Origin of the sequence: Bradyrhizobium sp. CIAT3101 (genome assembly GCF_029714945.1) — a bacterium.
Classification (GTDB): domain Bacteria; phylum Pseudomonadota; class Alphaproteobacteria; order Rhizobiales; family Xanthobacteraceae; genus Bradyrhizobium.
The window spans coordinates 7230688-7246075 of record NZ_CP121634.1; the positions used below are offsets into that span (position 1 = coordinate 7230688).

Consider the following 15388-nt stretch of genomic DNA (forward strand, 5'->3'; position numbering starts at 1 on the left):
TTGCATGAGCGAAAAGCTGACGCCGATCGAGATTGGCCTGACGGCCGCGATCGTCGCGATCGAAGACCACGAGCCGCTGGTGCTGACCGCGCGCGGCGGCGACGGCTTGACCGGATTGCCGTTCGGTCCGTTCGATGCGCCGAGCCATCGCACCTTCGAGATCGGCCTGCGCGCCTGGGTCGAGGAGCAGGCGGGCCTGCGGCTCGGCTATGTCGAGCAGCTCTACACCTTTGGCGACCGCGGCCGTCATGCGGAGGCCGCCGACACCGGCGCGCATATGGTGTCGATCGGCTATCTGGCGCTGACGCGCGCCGCCGAGGGCGCCGCGAATGCGGCGAGCTTCGAGCCCTGGTACCGCTTCTTCCCCTGGGAAGATTGGCGCGAGGCGCCGCCCGCGATCATCGCCCGCGACATCATCCCGGAGCTCAACAGATGGGCCGAGGAGGAGACGCCGGAGACCACGCGCGCATTGCCGCGGAGAGATCGCGTGCGGTTCTATTTCGGCCTCGACGGTGCGGCCTGGGACGAGGAGCGCGTGCTCGACCGCTATGAACTCCTGTACGAGGCCGGCCTCGTCGAGGAGGCGCGGCGCGACGGGCGGCCTGCGGCATTGGCGCGCAAGGCGCTGCCCGCGCTCGGCACCTCCATGCGGTTCGACCACCGTCGGATCCTCGCCACGGGAATCGCGCGGCTGCGCGCAAAGTTGAAGTATCGCCCTGTAGTGTTTGAACTTTTGCCCGCCGAGTTCACACTCACTGAGTTGCAGTACACGGTCGAGGCGATCTCCGGCCGCCATTTGCACAAGCAGAATTTCCGCCGTCTGGTCGAAACCGAAGCCCTGGTCGAACCGACCGGCGTGATGTCGACACAGACGGGCGGGAGACCGGCGGCGCTCTATCGCTTCCGCCGTGACGTGCTCCAGGAGCGACCCGCGCCGGGCTTGCGCGTACGCTCCCGGCGCTAGAGCATGATCCGGAAAGGCGCGAAGCGGTTTTCCGGCAAGACCATGCTTAAAGACTAAGACTCAAGATACGATCGGCCCCTGCCCGCCGATTGCCAGGAGACTTCATGTTCGACGCCCCCTTCGACGTCTTTGCAGTGATGTTTGCGATCGTCGCGTTCCTGATCGCGCTGAAGGCGTCGAACCAGGTGACCGAGCTGCGCCGGCGGCTGGGCTCGCTGGAGGCCGCGCTGCAGGCGCAGCGACAGGTCCAGCCCCCGCCATTGATGCCGGTCCAGGAGCAGGCTGTTGCGCCCACGACGAGCGCGGCAGAGCCGCCGCCGCTTGCGCCCGAAGCCGAAACTGAGGTGTCGCCACCGCCTCTCGTGACCGAGGAGGTTTCGCCGCCCCCGCCCGAAGCCAGCACCGCGGCGGATGCGCCGCCGCCTCTGCCCACGCCGGCTCCTGCTTCGAGAGAACCGGGCTTCGAGGAACGACTCGGCACGCGCTGGGTGGTGTGGATCGGCGGCCTTGCGCTCGCGCTCGGCGGCTTCTTCATGGTGCGCTATTCGATCGAGGCGGGCCTGGTCGGCCCCGGCGTGCGCATCTTCCTTGGCGGCCTGTTCGCGCTCGCGCTGCTGGGTGCCGGGGAATGGACGCGGCGCAAGGAGAGCATCTCCACCATCGCGGCACTGCCGATCGCCAACATCCCCGCGATCCTCACCGCGGCCGGGACCGCGGTCGCGTTCGCAACCGTCTACGCCGCCTACGCGCTCTATGATTTCCTGGTGCCTGCCACGGCCTTCGTGCTGCTCGGCCTCGTCGCGCTCGGCACGCTCGCGGCCGCGCTGCTGCACGGGCCGGCACTCGCCGGCCTCGGCGTGGTCGGCGCGTTCGCGACGCCGGTGCTCGTCTCGAGCGGCAAGCCGGACTATTGGGCGCTGTACATCTATCTCGCCATCGTCACTGCCGCGAGCTTTGGCCTCGCCCGCATCCGGCTGTGGCGCTGGCTCGCCGTGACGACGATCGTCTTCGCCGTGCTCTGGGTCTTCCCGGGACTCGATACCAGTGAATTGCAGGTTGCCCCGCATGCCTTCCATGTGATCGCGGGCTTCGTGCTGGCCGCGCTGCTCGTCGTCTGCGGCTTCATGTTCGGCCCGACCATCGAGGACGGACAGATCGAGCCGGTGTCGTCGAGCGCACTCGGCGCCTATCTGTTCGGCGCGATGCTGATCGTGCTGTCGAGCGCGCATGCCGATCTCGCGCTGATTGCGTATACGCTGCTCGTTGCGGCGACGCTGTTCGTCGCCTGGCGCGCGGAGGCCGCGGCCGGTGCGCTGGGCGCTGCGGCTGCGACCGTGTTCATCGTGTTCGCCGAATGGGCCGTGCGCGCCAATCCCGACATGCTGGTGCTGCCGGGCGGCCCGATGCCCGGCATCACGCCGACGGCCACCGACAGCGCCGTGACTCTGCATCTGATGATGGCCGCGATCTTCGCCGCCGGCTTCGGCATTGCGGGCTTCCTTGCGCAAGGGCGTTCGAATTCGGCGATCATTCCCGTGGTGTGGTCGGCGGCGGGTGTCGCCACGCCGATCGCGATCCTGGTCGCGCTCTACGCCCGCATCGCTCATCTCGACCGCTCGATCCCGTTCGCGATCCTCGCGGTGCTGCTCGCCGCGGCCTTTGGGTTCGCGACGGAAACGCTGACCCGCCGCGAGACCCGGCCGGGCGTCGCGATCTCGACGGCGCTGTTTGCGACCGGCACGCTCGGCGCGCTGGCGCTGGCGCTGACCTTCGCGCTGGAGAAGGGCTGGCTCACCATCGCGCTGGCGCTGATGTCGCTCGGCACCGCCTGGATCGCGCTGCAGCGGCCGATTCCGTTCCTACGCTGGCTCGCCGCCATCTTCGCCAGCATCGTCACCGCGCGCATCCTCTATGATCCCCGCATCGTCGGCGATGCCGTCGGCACCACGCCGATCTTCAACTGGCTGCTGTGGGGCTACGGCCTGCCCGCGGCCTCGTTCTGGGCGGCGAGCACGTTCCTCCGCCGACGCGCTGACGACGCGCCGCTGCGCATGGTGGAGGCGGCCGCGATCCTGTTCTCCGCGCTGCTCGCCTTCATGGAGGTCCGCCATCTCGCAACCGGCGGCGACATGATCGCAGCGCCGTCACTGCTCGAAGCAGGCCTCCAGGTCTGCGTGTCACTGGCGATGGCGATCGGGCTGGAACGATTGCGGCTGCGCAGCCACAGCATCGTGCACAATATCGGCGCGCTTCTGCTCACCGCGATCGCCGGCTTCATCAGCGTGTTCGGCCTCTTGTTCCTCGAGAACCCGCTGATCTGGCACATCGATGTCGGCGGCGCCGTGTTCAATTTGCTGCTGCTCTGCTACGCGCTGCCGGCGGTGCTGATGCTGCTGCTCGCCTATGCGGTGGTCGGTGCACGCGGCAAGATCTATGCGAATGCGATTGCGGGCGCGGCGCTGGTGTTTGCGCTGTCGTACCTGACGCTGGAGATTCGCCGCTTCTATCACGGCCCGTTCCTCACCAGCGGCGAGACCACGGGGGCGGAGCAATACACCTATTCGATCGGCTGGCTCGCCTTCGGCGTCGTGCTGCTCGGCATCGGCATAGCGCTCAACTCCGAGCGGGCGCGGCTGGCGTCGGCCGCCGTCATCGCGCTGACGATCCTGAAGGCCTTCGTGATCGACATGTCGACGCTGACCGGCGTCTACCGCGCGCTGTCGTTCATGTGCCTCGGCGTCGTGCTGGTGGCGATCGGCTGGCTCTACCAGCGCATCCTGTTCCGGCGGCAGGTCCCGCCGCCGGCTCCGCAGACGGGCAGTTGAGGATCAGGCCGCGCGGACCGATTCCAGGAACTGCGCGACCTCGACCTTGAGGCGGGTGCTGTCGGTCGCCAGCGACTTCGCCGCCGAGAGCACTTGCGTTGAGGCCGAGCCGGTCTCGATCGCACCGCGCTGCACGTCGGTGATGTTCATCGAGACTTCCTGCGTGCCGAGCGAGGCCTGCTGCACGTTGCGCGAAATCTCCTGCGTGGCGGCGCCCTGCTCCTCGACGGCGGCGGCGATCGCGGACGACACTTCCGACAGCCGCTCGATGGTGCCGCCGATCTCCTGGATCGCGTTGACCGATTCCTGCGTCGCGGCCTGGATGCCTGCGACCTGTGCGCCGATCTCGCCGGTCGCCTTCGCGGTCTGCTCGGCCAGCGCCTTGACCTCGGAGGCGACGACGGCGAAGCCGCGGCCGGCCTCGCCGGCGCGCGCCGCCTCGATGGTGGCGTTCAGCGCCAGCAGATTGGTCTGGCCCGCGATGGTGTTGATGAGCTCGACGACGTCGCCGATACGGGAGGCTGCTTGCGACAGCTCGTTGACGCGCGCATTGGTCCGCGCCGCCTGGTCGACCGCTTCCGCGGCCATGCGCGCCGAATCCTGCACGCGGCGGCTGATCTCGGTGACGGAGGACGACAGCTCTTCCGAGGCCGAGGCGACCGACTGCACGTTGGTCGAAGCTTCCTCGGAGGCGGCTGCGACCGCGGTCGAGAGCTCCTGACCGCGCTGGGCGGTGTTGGTCAACGTCGTTGCGGATGCCTCGAGCTCGGTCGAGGCCGAGGAGACGGTGCCGACGACTTCGCCGATCATGGCTTCGAACTTGCGGGTGATGGCATCGACGCGGCGACCACGTTCGATCTTGTCTTCGGCATCGCGCGCGGCCGCCTCGTCGGCGGCCTTCTTGGCAATCAGCGCTTCCTTGAAGATCTGGAGCGCATCCGCCATCGAGCCGATTTCGGTCTTCTCGCCGCGATGCGGCACCTCGGCCGAGAGGTCGCCCTCGCCGAGCGACTGCATCGGCTTGATGATCGAGGCAATGCCGCGCGACACGTCGCGCACGAGATAATAGGCAGCGCCGATCGCGATCGCGACCGAGGCGATGATGATGCCGACCAGCACGCGGAAGATCGTGGCGTAGCTGTCAGCCGCCTGCTGGGTCTCCAGTTCGGCCCCGCGGTTGTTGAGCTCGATGTCCTTCGTCAGCAGCGGATCGGCCGCCTGGGCCATCTTTGCGACCTTGGTCTGCAGCAGCTCGTTGGCGTCGGCCGGGAACTTGCCTGGGCTCTTGCGCGACAGCGCCATGACTTCCTGCACGCCATTGAGATATTCGCCCCAGGCCGTCGTCCATTGCCCGTAGATGGAACGCTCCTCGGCGGACGTGATCAGCGGCTCGTAGGTCTTGCGGGTCTGCTCGATGCGTTCGCGCAGCGAGGCGAGGCGCTTCTCGGCCGCCTCCTTGCCCTCGGCCGTGTCCTGCATCAGGTGGAGGCGGAGCGCGACGCGGAGTTCGTTGACATCGGCACGGATCGAGCCGAGCGCGCGAACGCTCGGCAGCCAGCTCTGCGCGATCTCGACGGTGTGGGAGTTGATGCTCTGCATGGTGCCGATCGCCACGACGCCGACGCCCGCGAGCGAGAGCACGAGGACCGACAACACGGTCAGAAGCTTGAAGACGATCGACAACTTCGACATCACGACAAATCCCGATGATAGCTGAACGCACAAATCACCCGCGCCGCGACCGTCGCGGCGGACGGTGGGCGGTGGTCATTCCAACAATGCTGGCTGGTTCTTATCCGGTAAGATTGCGCCCATAGTTGCAAACAGGCGTTAACAAGAGCCTAGGAGAACTACGGTTTTGCCGATTCTCGATACTTAACCCGGCTGCAACTATTTGTTGCGATCGCGCGAATATCCCGCAGCGCCACACCAGCACACCAATTCAACGCTGCATCGGTCCATGGCGACCTTCACCGTCATGCCGCCCGCACGGAATCGAGGAAGCGCGCGACCTCGCTTTTCAACCGGTTGCTTTCCTGCGACAGCGATTGCGCCGCCGAATGCACCTGGGCGGACGCAGCTCCGGTCTCGCCCGCACCGCGCTGGACCTCGCCGATATTGGCCGACACGTTAGTGGTACCCTGCGCGGCATGCTGAATGTTGCGGGAGATTTCCTGCGTGGCGGCGCCCTGCTCCTCGACGGCGGCGGCGATGGTCGAGGAGATTTCCGACATCCGCGCGATGGTGTCGCCGATCTCCCTGATCGCGCTGACCGAGTCCTCCGTCGCGTTCTGGATCGCGCCGATGTGCTGGCCGATTTCGCCGGTTGCTTTCGCGGTCTGCTCGGCCAGCGCCTTCACCTCGCTCGCCACCACGGCAAACCCCCGGCCCGCCTCACCGGCGCGTGCGGCCTCGATCGTGGCGTTGAGCGCCAGCAGATTGGTCTGGCCGGCGATGGTGTTGATCAATTCGACGACATCGCCAATGCGCCCCGCCGCCTTGGTCAGCTCGCCGACGCGCGCATTGGTGCGCTGCGCCTGCTCGACAGCGACGTCGGCGACGCGTGCCGACTCCTGAACCTGACGGCTGATCTCGGAGATCGACGACGTCATCTCCTCGCTCGCGGACGATACCGACTGCACATTCGCGGACGCTTCCTCTGAGGCCGACGCGACCGAAGTGGCGAGCCCGTTGGAGCGCTCGGCCGCGCGCGTCAGTGTATTGGAAGAGGCTTCGAGCTCGGTTGCCGCCGATGAGACGGTCTCGATGATCTCGCCGACCGCGCCTTCGAAATCATCGGCGAGGCGCTTCATGTCCGCCTTGCGCTGCGCACGCCGTCGTGTGTCGGCTTCCGCCTGCTCGGCGCGCAGCCGCTCGGCCTCCGTCATGTTGGTTCGGAACACCTCGACCGCACCGGCCATCTCGCCGATCTCGTCCTTGCGTCCGATGCCGGGTACCACAATCGAGAGCTCGCCGCGCGCAAGCCGCGTCATCGCATCGACCATGCCGGACAACGCCTGCGAGATCGAGCGCCCCAGCAGGAAGCCGACCGCGGCAAGAACGACAACGGTGATGCCGAAGGCGATCATCATCCAGAACCGGACAGCGTCGCGGGTCGCGGCCTCAGCGGCATCGGCCTGCCTGTACATCACATCGACGTTGGTCCGGACCTCGGCCATCCCCGGCTCAAGCTCGCGGAAGGTCTTCATCATGCTGGCATCCAGGGCCGCACTCTGTTGTGCGGTCTCGGCCCAGGCCGCGAACTCGGCCAGGTACTTCTGGAGCTTGGCCGTGATGTCGTTCATCACCGCCGTGGGAACGGCGACGACCTCGATCGCCTTGGAGAATTCAACCGCGGCCTTCTTTACTTCGGCAATGTATTTTGGGTCGCGCCGCAGCATGAAATCCTTCTCGTGCCGGCGCATCATCAGCATCCAGCTCGTCGACCTGGGATCGTCGACCTCCTTCAGCTTCGCCTCGATGTCATGCACCGCGGCACGGAGCGAGCCGGACAGGCCGAGCGTCTCGTTCAGCCCGAGCCTGGTTTCGGCAGCGACCAGAGCGTTGAAATCCGCGGTGTAGCGCCTGAAGCCCTCCTGGGCCTGCCTGGTCCTGTCGGACAGGGCACCCATGCCACCCGCCGACATCAGCCGTTCGACCTCGTCGAAATCGCGATTGATCGGACCGATCAGCTCGGCATGCGCCTTGGCATAGCTCTCGTTGCGGCGTTGCTGAAAATTCTTCTCGTTGCGGCGGGCCTCCAGCATCTCGATCGAGATCTGCTTGTTGAGGTCGGCGATCGCACGGGCGCGGTTGGCGACGTCGCGGGAGGCGTCCTGGGAGAGGCTGCCGATCTCGTAGATCGCGCCGAAGGCGACCAGTCCGACGAGGCCGAAGAGCCCGATCGCCATGACCTTGTGGGTCAGGCGGATGGAAAGACCGCTCATGAAGGTGCTCCAAAACGCTCAAGACGCAATACAGACGGGCGACTCAGCACCCGGAATATTGCGGGGATCATGCCTGCGTCGCTTTTCCGGAAGGTTAACCCTGCATCTCATTCGTCGCGGCGCCGCAATATGCGCGTGCGCAAACGCCGCGCGATCGCGCGGCGTTTGTAACTCGTGTCCAATTGGGGGGCGCGTCAGGCCGCGCGAACGGTGCCGAGAAACTTGCCGACCTCGACCTTGAGGCGGTTGCTGTCGCCAGATAGCGACTGTGCCGCCGACAGCACCTGCGAGGAGGCCGAGCCGGTCTCGCTGGCCCCGCGCTGCACCTCGGTGATGTTGGACGACACCTGCTGGGTGCCCTGCGAGGCTTGGGCGACGTTGCGGGAAATCTCCTGCGTCGCCGCGCCCTGCTCTTCCACCGCGGCCGCGATCGCCGAGGATATCTCCGAGAGGCGTTCGATGGTGTCGCTGATGTCCTTGATGGCGCCGACCGATTCCTGGGTGGCGGCCTGGATGCCGGAAATCTGCTGGCCGATTTCGCCGGTCGCCTTCGCGGTCTGCTCGGCCAGGGCCTTGACCTCGGACGCGACCACGGCAAAGCCGCGGCCAGCTTCGCCGGCGCGCGCCGCTTCGATCGTGGCATTGAGCGCCAGCAGATTGGTCTGGCCGGCGATGGTGCTGATCAGCTCGACGACGTCGCCGATGCGCGTTGCCGCCTTGGACAGCTCGCCGACGCGATCGGTCGTGGTGCGGGCCTGACCGACCGCCTCGCTCGCCACGCGCGCCGATTCCTGAACCTGGCGGCTGATCTCGGTGATCGAAGACGACAGCTCCTCGGTCGCGGACGCGACCGACTGCACGTTGGTGGAAGCTTCCTCGGAGGCCGAAGCCACCACAGTCGCAAGCTGCTGCGCATGCTCCGCGGTCGACGTCAGCGTCGTCGCGGACGCCTCGAGCTCGGTCGAAGCCGAGCTCACGGTCTCGATCACCTCGCCGACCGCGCTCTCGAACTGGTCGGCCAGCTGCAGCATGTCCTGACGACGCTGCGCTGCTGCGCGGCTCTCCGCCTCTTTCTGCTCGGCTTCCATGCGGATCTTGGCGAGGCCGTTGTCGCGGAACACTTCCGCCGTCTTGGCAACTTCTCCAACCTCGTCCTTGCGATCGAGGCCGACGATCTGAACCTCATACTTGCCGCTGGCGAGGTCCTGCAGCACGCCGACGATCATGCGGATCGGCTTGGCGATGCCGTACTGGCCGATGACGAAGCCCAATACGCCGCCGATGACGACACCGAGGCCTGCGAGGACGATCAGGAAACGCGACGTCGATTCGTACTGCTCGCGCGCCTCCTTGCTCTTCTCCTCGACGCGGGCGTTGAGGCGATCGGCGAGCTCACGGACCTTGCCCTGGAGATTTTCAGCGGCGGTCCTGCTCTTGAGCGCCGCGTCGCGCAGCTTGTCGGCGCTCTCGCTCAGCTTCGATGCTTTCTCGGCTTCGACTGCCGCGAGCGTTGCATCCATCTGGGTCTTGTAGGCCGAGAAGGCGTCGCGCACCCCCGGGAGCAGCGCCTTGGCTTTCTCGTCCGGGGTCTGACTGACCTCGTCGAAGCGCTCCTGATACTGCTTGAGCTGAGCGTTGATCACCTCGCGCGCGGCGAGCCGGTTGTCATCACGGGGGTCGAGCGCACTACGGAATTCCGCGCGATTCAGCGCGATGACGTTCTGGTTGGCGCGGGCCGCGAGCAAGGACCGCCGTGCGGAGGTCGACATCACGTCGGCCTTTTCGCTGAGTTCGCCGAGGGCAGAGACACCGATCCAGGCAATCGCGGCACCGATCCCGCACAGCAGGACGACGATCCCGAGGATCTTGCTCAGGATGCGGAAGCGGCCGAGAAAATGCATAACTTGAATCCTTCGCGGAGATCACCGCGCAAGCGGCTGAATTTCCATGACCTTCACGCAAATTCTTTCCGGTTCCCTTAACCGTGTTCGCCGTAGAAACACGGGGTTTCGGTCGCGATGAACGCGGCAATCGCCCCGCGAGAGTTGCGCAGGACGCAGAACTCCCGCCGGGGTTTGATCAGGCCGCCCGCACTGTCTCCAGGAACTTGCCCACTTCCAGCTTCAGGCGGTCGCTGTCGGTGGACAGCATCTGCGCGGCGGACAGCACCTGCGAGGACGCAGATCCGGTCTCGCTCGCGCCACGCTGTACGTCGGTGATGTTGGCTGAAACCTGATGCGTGCCGTGCGCGGCCTGCTGGACGTTGCGGGAAATTTCCTGTGTCGCCGCGCCCTGCTCCTCGACGGCCGCTGCGATCGTCGAGGAGATCTCGGACAGCTTTTCGATGGTGTCGCTGATGTCCTTGATGGCACCAACGGATTCCTGCGTTGCGGTCTGGATGCCGGAGATCTGCTGGCCGATCTCGCCGGTCGCCTTTGCCGTCTGCTCGGCGAGTGCCTTGACTTCGGAAGCGACCACGGCAAAGCCGCGGCCGGCTTCGCCGGCGCGCGCCGCCTCGATCGTGGCGTTGAGCGCCAGGAGGTTGGTCTGGCCCGCGATGGTGTTGATCAGCTCGACGACGTCGCCGATACGCGTCGCCGCCCGCGACAGTTCGCTGACGCGCTCGGTCGTATTGCGGGCCTGGCCGACGGCCTCGCTCGCCACCCGCGCGGATTCCTGCACCTGACGGCTGATCTCGGTGATCGAGGACGATAGCTCCTCGGTCGCCGATGCCACCGACTGCACATTGGTGGAGGCTTCCTCCGAGGCTGCCGCGACGACGGTGGTGAGCTGTTGCGTGCGCTCCGCAGTCGAGGTCAGCGTCGTGGCGGAGGCTTCGAGCTCGGTCGAAGCCGACGATACCGTGCCGACAATCTCGCCGACCGCGCCTTCGAAACTATCAGCGAGCCTGCGCATCTCCAGTTTGCGCTGCTCGGCCGCGATTTGATCCTGGCGCATCTTGGCTTCCGCTTCCTGGTGCGCCTTCTGCTCCGACACGATCTTGAACTTCTCGACCGCGCCGGCGACCTCGCCAACCTCGTCCTTGCGGCCGAGTCCTGGCAGCACCACCGAGAAGTCGCCGCCGGCGAGCTTTTCCATCGCGACCGTCAGCGCGCGCATCGGACGTGCGATGCTGAAGACCGAGAAGATGCAGGCACCGATCAGGAACAGCGCGACCAGCACGCCCGTGATGAAGGACGTCCGCGCGACGGAGGCGGCTTCCGTTTCTGCTTCCGCGCGGGTCTCGATGGCCCTCTGCTTGGCGAATGCCGTGATCTGATCTGTCAGTGCCGATATCTCTTCGTTGATCGGCGCCAGGGTCTCCTTGCGGACCCGATCGACCTCGGCCACCAGCTTCGCAAGCTGCGCCGCCGCTTCGCCGTCCTTCTTGCCGTCGAGCGCGAGCTCCTGCTTGCGGATCGTCTCGATCTGCCGCTCGCCTTTCAGAAAGTCGTCGATCAGCACGGCGAGGCGATCGATGCGTTTGCGATTCTCCGGCGAGCGCGAGAGCTTGGCCATTTCGCCGGTGAATTTCTCAGCCGCCGCCTGCCGGTCGTTGAAATAGGTGGCCGCCTTTTGCATCTCCGCCGGCGAGGACGACATCATGATATCACGGATGCCGATCTGCATCCCGCGCACCGAGGCCTTCGCCTCAGCGGCATTCTGCGCAATCGCCTGCTGCCCCGTCGCGCCAACGTTGAGCTTCTGGACCTCGGCGTCTCCACTCATCTGCAGATAGATCTGCAGCGCGACGAGGCCGATGGTCAACGCCGAGGTGATGGCGAGCTTGGTGCCAATCCGCAGGTTTTGAATGAACGTCATTGCAATATTCCCAGGGGTACACATGGCCGCGCCGAAGCGCGTAAACAGCCCGGGAAGGCTAACCGGCAGGTTGCTCATTAACGTTAAGCGCGGACGCTCGCGCGTGGGTAGAAATACTGGAAACACTGCTCAAGCTCACGGACTTGCACAGCTTTCACGTGCAGGGAATCACCGCCTCGCGGATTTGCAGGTGCCGTCCTCGTTAACGTCCGCCCTGCGGTTCGCAGCACATGGCCTCGCCCGCAAGGCTGATCCGGAACACCGGCTCCTTGTTCTCGTCGAGCAGCTCCATGCTCCACGTCGCGTTCGGCTTCAGATTGCGCACGATGCTGCCGAGCAGATTGGAGCAGACCTCGGTCATCTCTTTCCAGGCGGCATCGCGATCCTCGAACTCGTACGGCTGATCGGCGGCGCCGGAATAGCGACCGGAGCTGATGCGGAAGAAATACAGCGACATTCTTTGAACCCTTGTTGAGGGCCGCCCCCCGGCCGTTGCGCAAGGCTGGGGCGCCAGTCGCTACCAAGGCATAAAAACCGCGAGCCGTATGATTACGGCGCCCGCGGTTTCGCGTGCGATGCATTCGTCAAAGGCGGGTAAATCGCGCGCGCAGTTTTGCGCCGGATGTCACTCGGTCGAGCGGCGCAGCTCGAGCGGACCTTCGTTCTTCGGCTCCGATTTGGGCTCGGACTTCATTTCCGACTTCACCGGCTCGATCCGGCCGCTCTCGACCCGCGGAGTCTCGACGCGCGCGGCGACCTCGGTGCTTGATGTGTTGACCGAACCGGTCTGCTCCGGCGCACGCAGCGAGCGCGGCCGTGCAACGGCGCGCGCCATCAGCATCTGGTTGCCGCCCTGGTGGTGGAAGTCGCAATAGGCAAAGCCCATGCCCGAGACCGAGCCGCGGAAGCTGCGGTCGTCGGTCTTTTCGAGGTTGAAACAAGGCTCGAAGGGAATGCCCTTGATCGAGGCGCAAACGTTCTGGCCACGGATCTGGAGCGTGTTGCCGGGCAAGCGGAGATGTTTCACGGGGCCTGAGCCCGAGAACTGCACCGCGCCGGCGGCGCCGAGATCGTCGAGGATGCGGCCCGCACCGCGGGTGCCGTCGAAACAGGTGAAGGCGAATACCTTGCCGGCCACGAAGCGGCGTGCCTCATCCGCATTCATACTGCCGGCCAGGGCGATGGCCGGCGCAAACGTCACGACTGCCGTGACAGCCCCCAACACAATACGCGCAAGCATGCTCAACTCCGAACCAAACCCCCGCAGCGGGCGATGCCTTGTCTCTTTACCCGCTGCTTACCATACTAACCATGGCGACATTGAAGCAGCTTGGTTGGTAAAGTCTGAACGCCGTTAGACAATTTTTACCACGATGCGACCGCGGACCTGGCCGGCGAGGATTTTCGCGCCCCATTCCGGAACTTCGGCGAGCGAAATTTCCGTAGTAATTTCAGATAGTTTCGACCGATCCAGGTCGGACGCCAGCCGCTGCCAGGCGGCTTTTCGCGGCTCGATCGGGCACATCACGGAATCGATGCCGAGAAGGCACACCCCGCGCAAAATGAAGGGTGCGACAGAAGACGGCAGGTCCATGCCGGCGGCGAGACCGCAGGCGGCGATGGCACCACCATATTTCGTCATCGACAGCAGATTGGCGAGCGTGGTGGAGCCGACGCTATCGACGCCACCCGCCCAGCGCTCCTTGGCCAGGGGCTTTGCCGGCGCCGACAATTCGTTGCGGTCAATCACCTCGGCAGCGCCGAGGCTCTTCAGGTAGTCGGCCTCCGAGGCGCGGCCAGTCGAGGCGATGACGTGGTAGCCAAGCTTGGACAGCACGGCGGTCGCGACCGAGCCGACACCGCCGGCAGCGCCCGTGACCACCACCGGGCCGCTCTTGGGCGAGACGCCGTGCTTCTCCAGCGCAAGCACGGAGAGCATCGCGGTGAAGCCGGCAGTGCCGATCGCCATGGCATCGCGCGCCGACAGGCCCTGCGGCAGAGCGACCAGCCAGTCGCCCTTGACGCGCGCCTTCTCGGCATAGGCGCCGAGATGGGTCTCGCCCATGCCCCAGCCGGTGCAGACGACCTTGTCGCCCGCCTTCCACGCGGGATGCGATGAAGCTTCGACCGTGCCGGCAAAGTCGATGCCGGCGATCATCGGGAAGCGGCGTACCACTGGAGCCTTGCCAGTGAGCGCGAGGCCGTCCTTGTAGTTCAGCGTCGACCATTCGACGCGGACGGTGACGTCGCCATCCATCAGCTCGGCTTCGTCGAACTGGGTGAGCGCGGCGGTGGTGCCCTTGTCGGCCTTGTCGATCCTGATCGCCTTGAATGTGGCCACGGCTGAACTCCCTGACTTGTTTGACCGGGATGTTTAGCCGATCAGGCAGGCTGCGCAACCGCTCGTGCGACCGGCTTCTCCACGATCGGAAGATTGATCAGTGCCGAGAGCACGCCGAACAGGATCGAGAGCCACCAGATCGGCGTATAGGAACCGAACTTCTCGAACACGATGCCCCCTAACCAGACGCCAAGGAAGCCACCGACCTGATGGCTGACGAAGGCAAAGCCATAGAGCGTGGCGAGCCAGCGCGTGCCGAACATCAGGGCCACCAGCGCCGAGGTTGGCGGTACCGTCGACAGCCAGGTCAGGCCCGAGACCGCACCGAACGCGATCGCCGAGAACGGCGTGATCGGGAACGAGATGAAAGCGAGCGTCGCGAGCGCACGGGTGAGATAGATCGTCGAGAGGATGTAGCGCTTCGGCAAGCTATTCTGGAGATAGCCGACGCTGAGCGAGCCCATGATGTTGAACAGGCCGATCGCCGCGATCACCCAGCCGCCGGTTTGCGTCGAGATGCCGCGGTCGACCAGGAACGCCGGCAGATGCACGGTGATGAAGGCGAGCTGGAAACCACAGGTGAAGAAGCCGAGCACCAGCAGCACGTAGGAGCGATGGCCGAAGGCTTCGGCGAGCGCCTTGGTGATGGTCTGCTCATCCGCAGGTGCCGCATTGGCCGTGCTTGCGACCGGCGGCGTCGAGATCGCCAGCGCCAGCGGGATGATCAGCAGCATCAGGAAGCCGAACACGGTGAGCGCCTGCTGCCAGCCGAAATTGTCGATCAGCGCGACACCAATCGGCGCGAACAGGAACTGGCCGAGCGAGCCCGCCGCGGTGCCGGCACCGAGCGCGAGGCCGCGCTTCTCGGCAGGCAGCAGCTTCGTGAACGCCGACAGCACGAGATTGAACGAGCAGCCGGCGAGACCGAAGCCGACCATCACGCCGGCGCCGATATTGAGCGACAACGGTGTCGACGAATAGCGCATCAGCAGCAGGCCGCCGGCATAGAGCAGCGCGCCGACGCACATCACGCGGTATAGGCCGAAGCGATCGGCAACCGCGCCCGCGAATGGCTGGCCCAATCCCCACAGCAAATTCTGGAAGGCGATGGCGAGGCCGAACACGTCGCGGCCCCACGCGAATTCGTGGCTCATCGGCTGCACGAAGAAGCCCAGCGCCGAGCGCGGGCCGAAGCCCAGCATGCCGATCGCACAGCCGCAGAGGATGATGACGGCCGGCGTGCGCCAGTTCGATGAGCGAGAGGCCGGACCGAGTTCGCCCGCTTGTATCGACATGGTGTTCCTCCTCGGCCCTGGGCGGATCTGCAAATCGACAGCCGCACATCAGCCGTTTAATGCAACTGCATGAAAATCCCAAGCCGAAAATGATTGCGTTCCACGAGGGGCTGCCGCGGGAGCATTGCGTTTCATTGCGGCGCCGTCTGGCGGCAGGAGGACGACTTGACGGGAATGTGTGCGAGGGGACCTAG

General features: G+C 65.7%; 10 protein-coding genes. 2 read left to right on the forward strand and 8 right to left on the reverse strand.

The window, feature by feature from the left end; translation table 11 throughout:
• Window positions 1–4: 4 nt before the first annotated feature.
• Window positions 5–964: an NAD regulator gene (locus QA645_RS33820; protein WP_283045555.1), complete on the forward strand. Its 960-nt coding sequence runs from the start codon at window positions 5–7 to the stop codon at window positions 962–964.
• Between the two features lie 104 nt (window positions 965–1068).
• Entirely contained in the window at window positions 1069–3789 is a 2721-nt protein-coding gene (locus QA645_RS33825) for a DUF2339 domain-containing protein (RefSeq protein WP_283045557.1), read from the forward strand.
• A 3-nt stretch (window positions 3790–3792) separates the two neighbouring features.
• On the opposite strand, the gene QA645_RS33830 is transcribed toward QA645_RS33825, so the two are convergent.
• The 8 genes from QA645_RS33830 to QA645_RS33865 all read right to left on the reverse strand — a co-directional run bounded on the left by QA645_RS33830 (window position 3793) and on the right by QA645_RS33865 (window position 15194).
• Window positions 3793–5481, reverse strand: coding sequence for a methyl-accepting chemotaxis protein (locus tag QA645_RS33830; RefSeq protein WP_283045559.1), 1689 nt, complete (start codon window positions 5479–5481; stop codon window positions 3793–3795).
• A gap of 284 nt (window positions 5482–5765) precedes the next feature.
• Window positions 5766–7736, reverse strand: a complete 1971-nt coding sequence (locus tag QA645_RS33835; RefSeq protein WP_283045560.1) for a methyl-accepting chemotaxis protein — start codon at window positions 7734–7736, stop codon at window positions 5766–5768.
• A gap of 194 nt (window positions 7737–7930) precedes the next feature.
• A complete protein-coding gene (locus QA645_RS33840) occupies window positions 7931–9637 on the reverse strand; it encodes a methyl-accepting chemotaxis protein (protein WP_283045562.1) in 1707 nt (568 codons plus the stop codon).
• Window positions 9638–9815: 178 nt separating this feature from the next.
• Window positions 9816–11558: a methyl-accepting chemotaxis protein gene (locus QA645_RS33845; protein ID WP_283045563.1), complete on the reverse strand. Its 1743-nt coding sequence runs from the start codon at window positions 11556–11558 to the stop codon at window positions 9816–9818.
• A gap of 202 nt (window positions 11559–11760) precedes the next feature.
• Window positions 11761–12015, reverse strand: coding sequence for a hypothetical protein (locus QA645_RS33850; RefSeq protein WP_283045564.1), 255 nt, complete (start codon window positions 12013–12015; stop codon window positions 11761–11763).
• A gap of 168 nt (window positions 12016–12183) precedes the next feature.
• Window positions 12184–12798, reverse strand: coding sequence for a hypothetical protein (locus QA645_RS33855; protein ID WP_283045565.1), 615 nt, complete (start codon window positions 12796–12798; stop codon window positions 12184–12186).
• A 114-nt stretch (window positions 12799–12912) separates the two neighbouring features.
• On the reverse strand, window positions 12913–13899 hold the full coding sequence (locus QA645_RS33860; protein ID WP_254192329.1) for an MDR family oxidoreductase: 987 nt from the start codon (window positions 13897–13899) through the stop codon (window positions 12913–12915).
• A 41-nt stretch (window positions 13900–13940) separates the two neighbouring features.
• On the reverse strand, window positions 13941–15194 hold the full coding sequence (locus QA645_RS33865) for an MFS transporter (protein ID WP_283045567.1): 1254 nt from the start codon (window positions 15192–15194) through the stop codon (window positions 13941–13943).
• Window positions 15195–15388 lie beyond the last annotated feature (194 nt).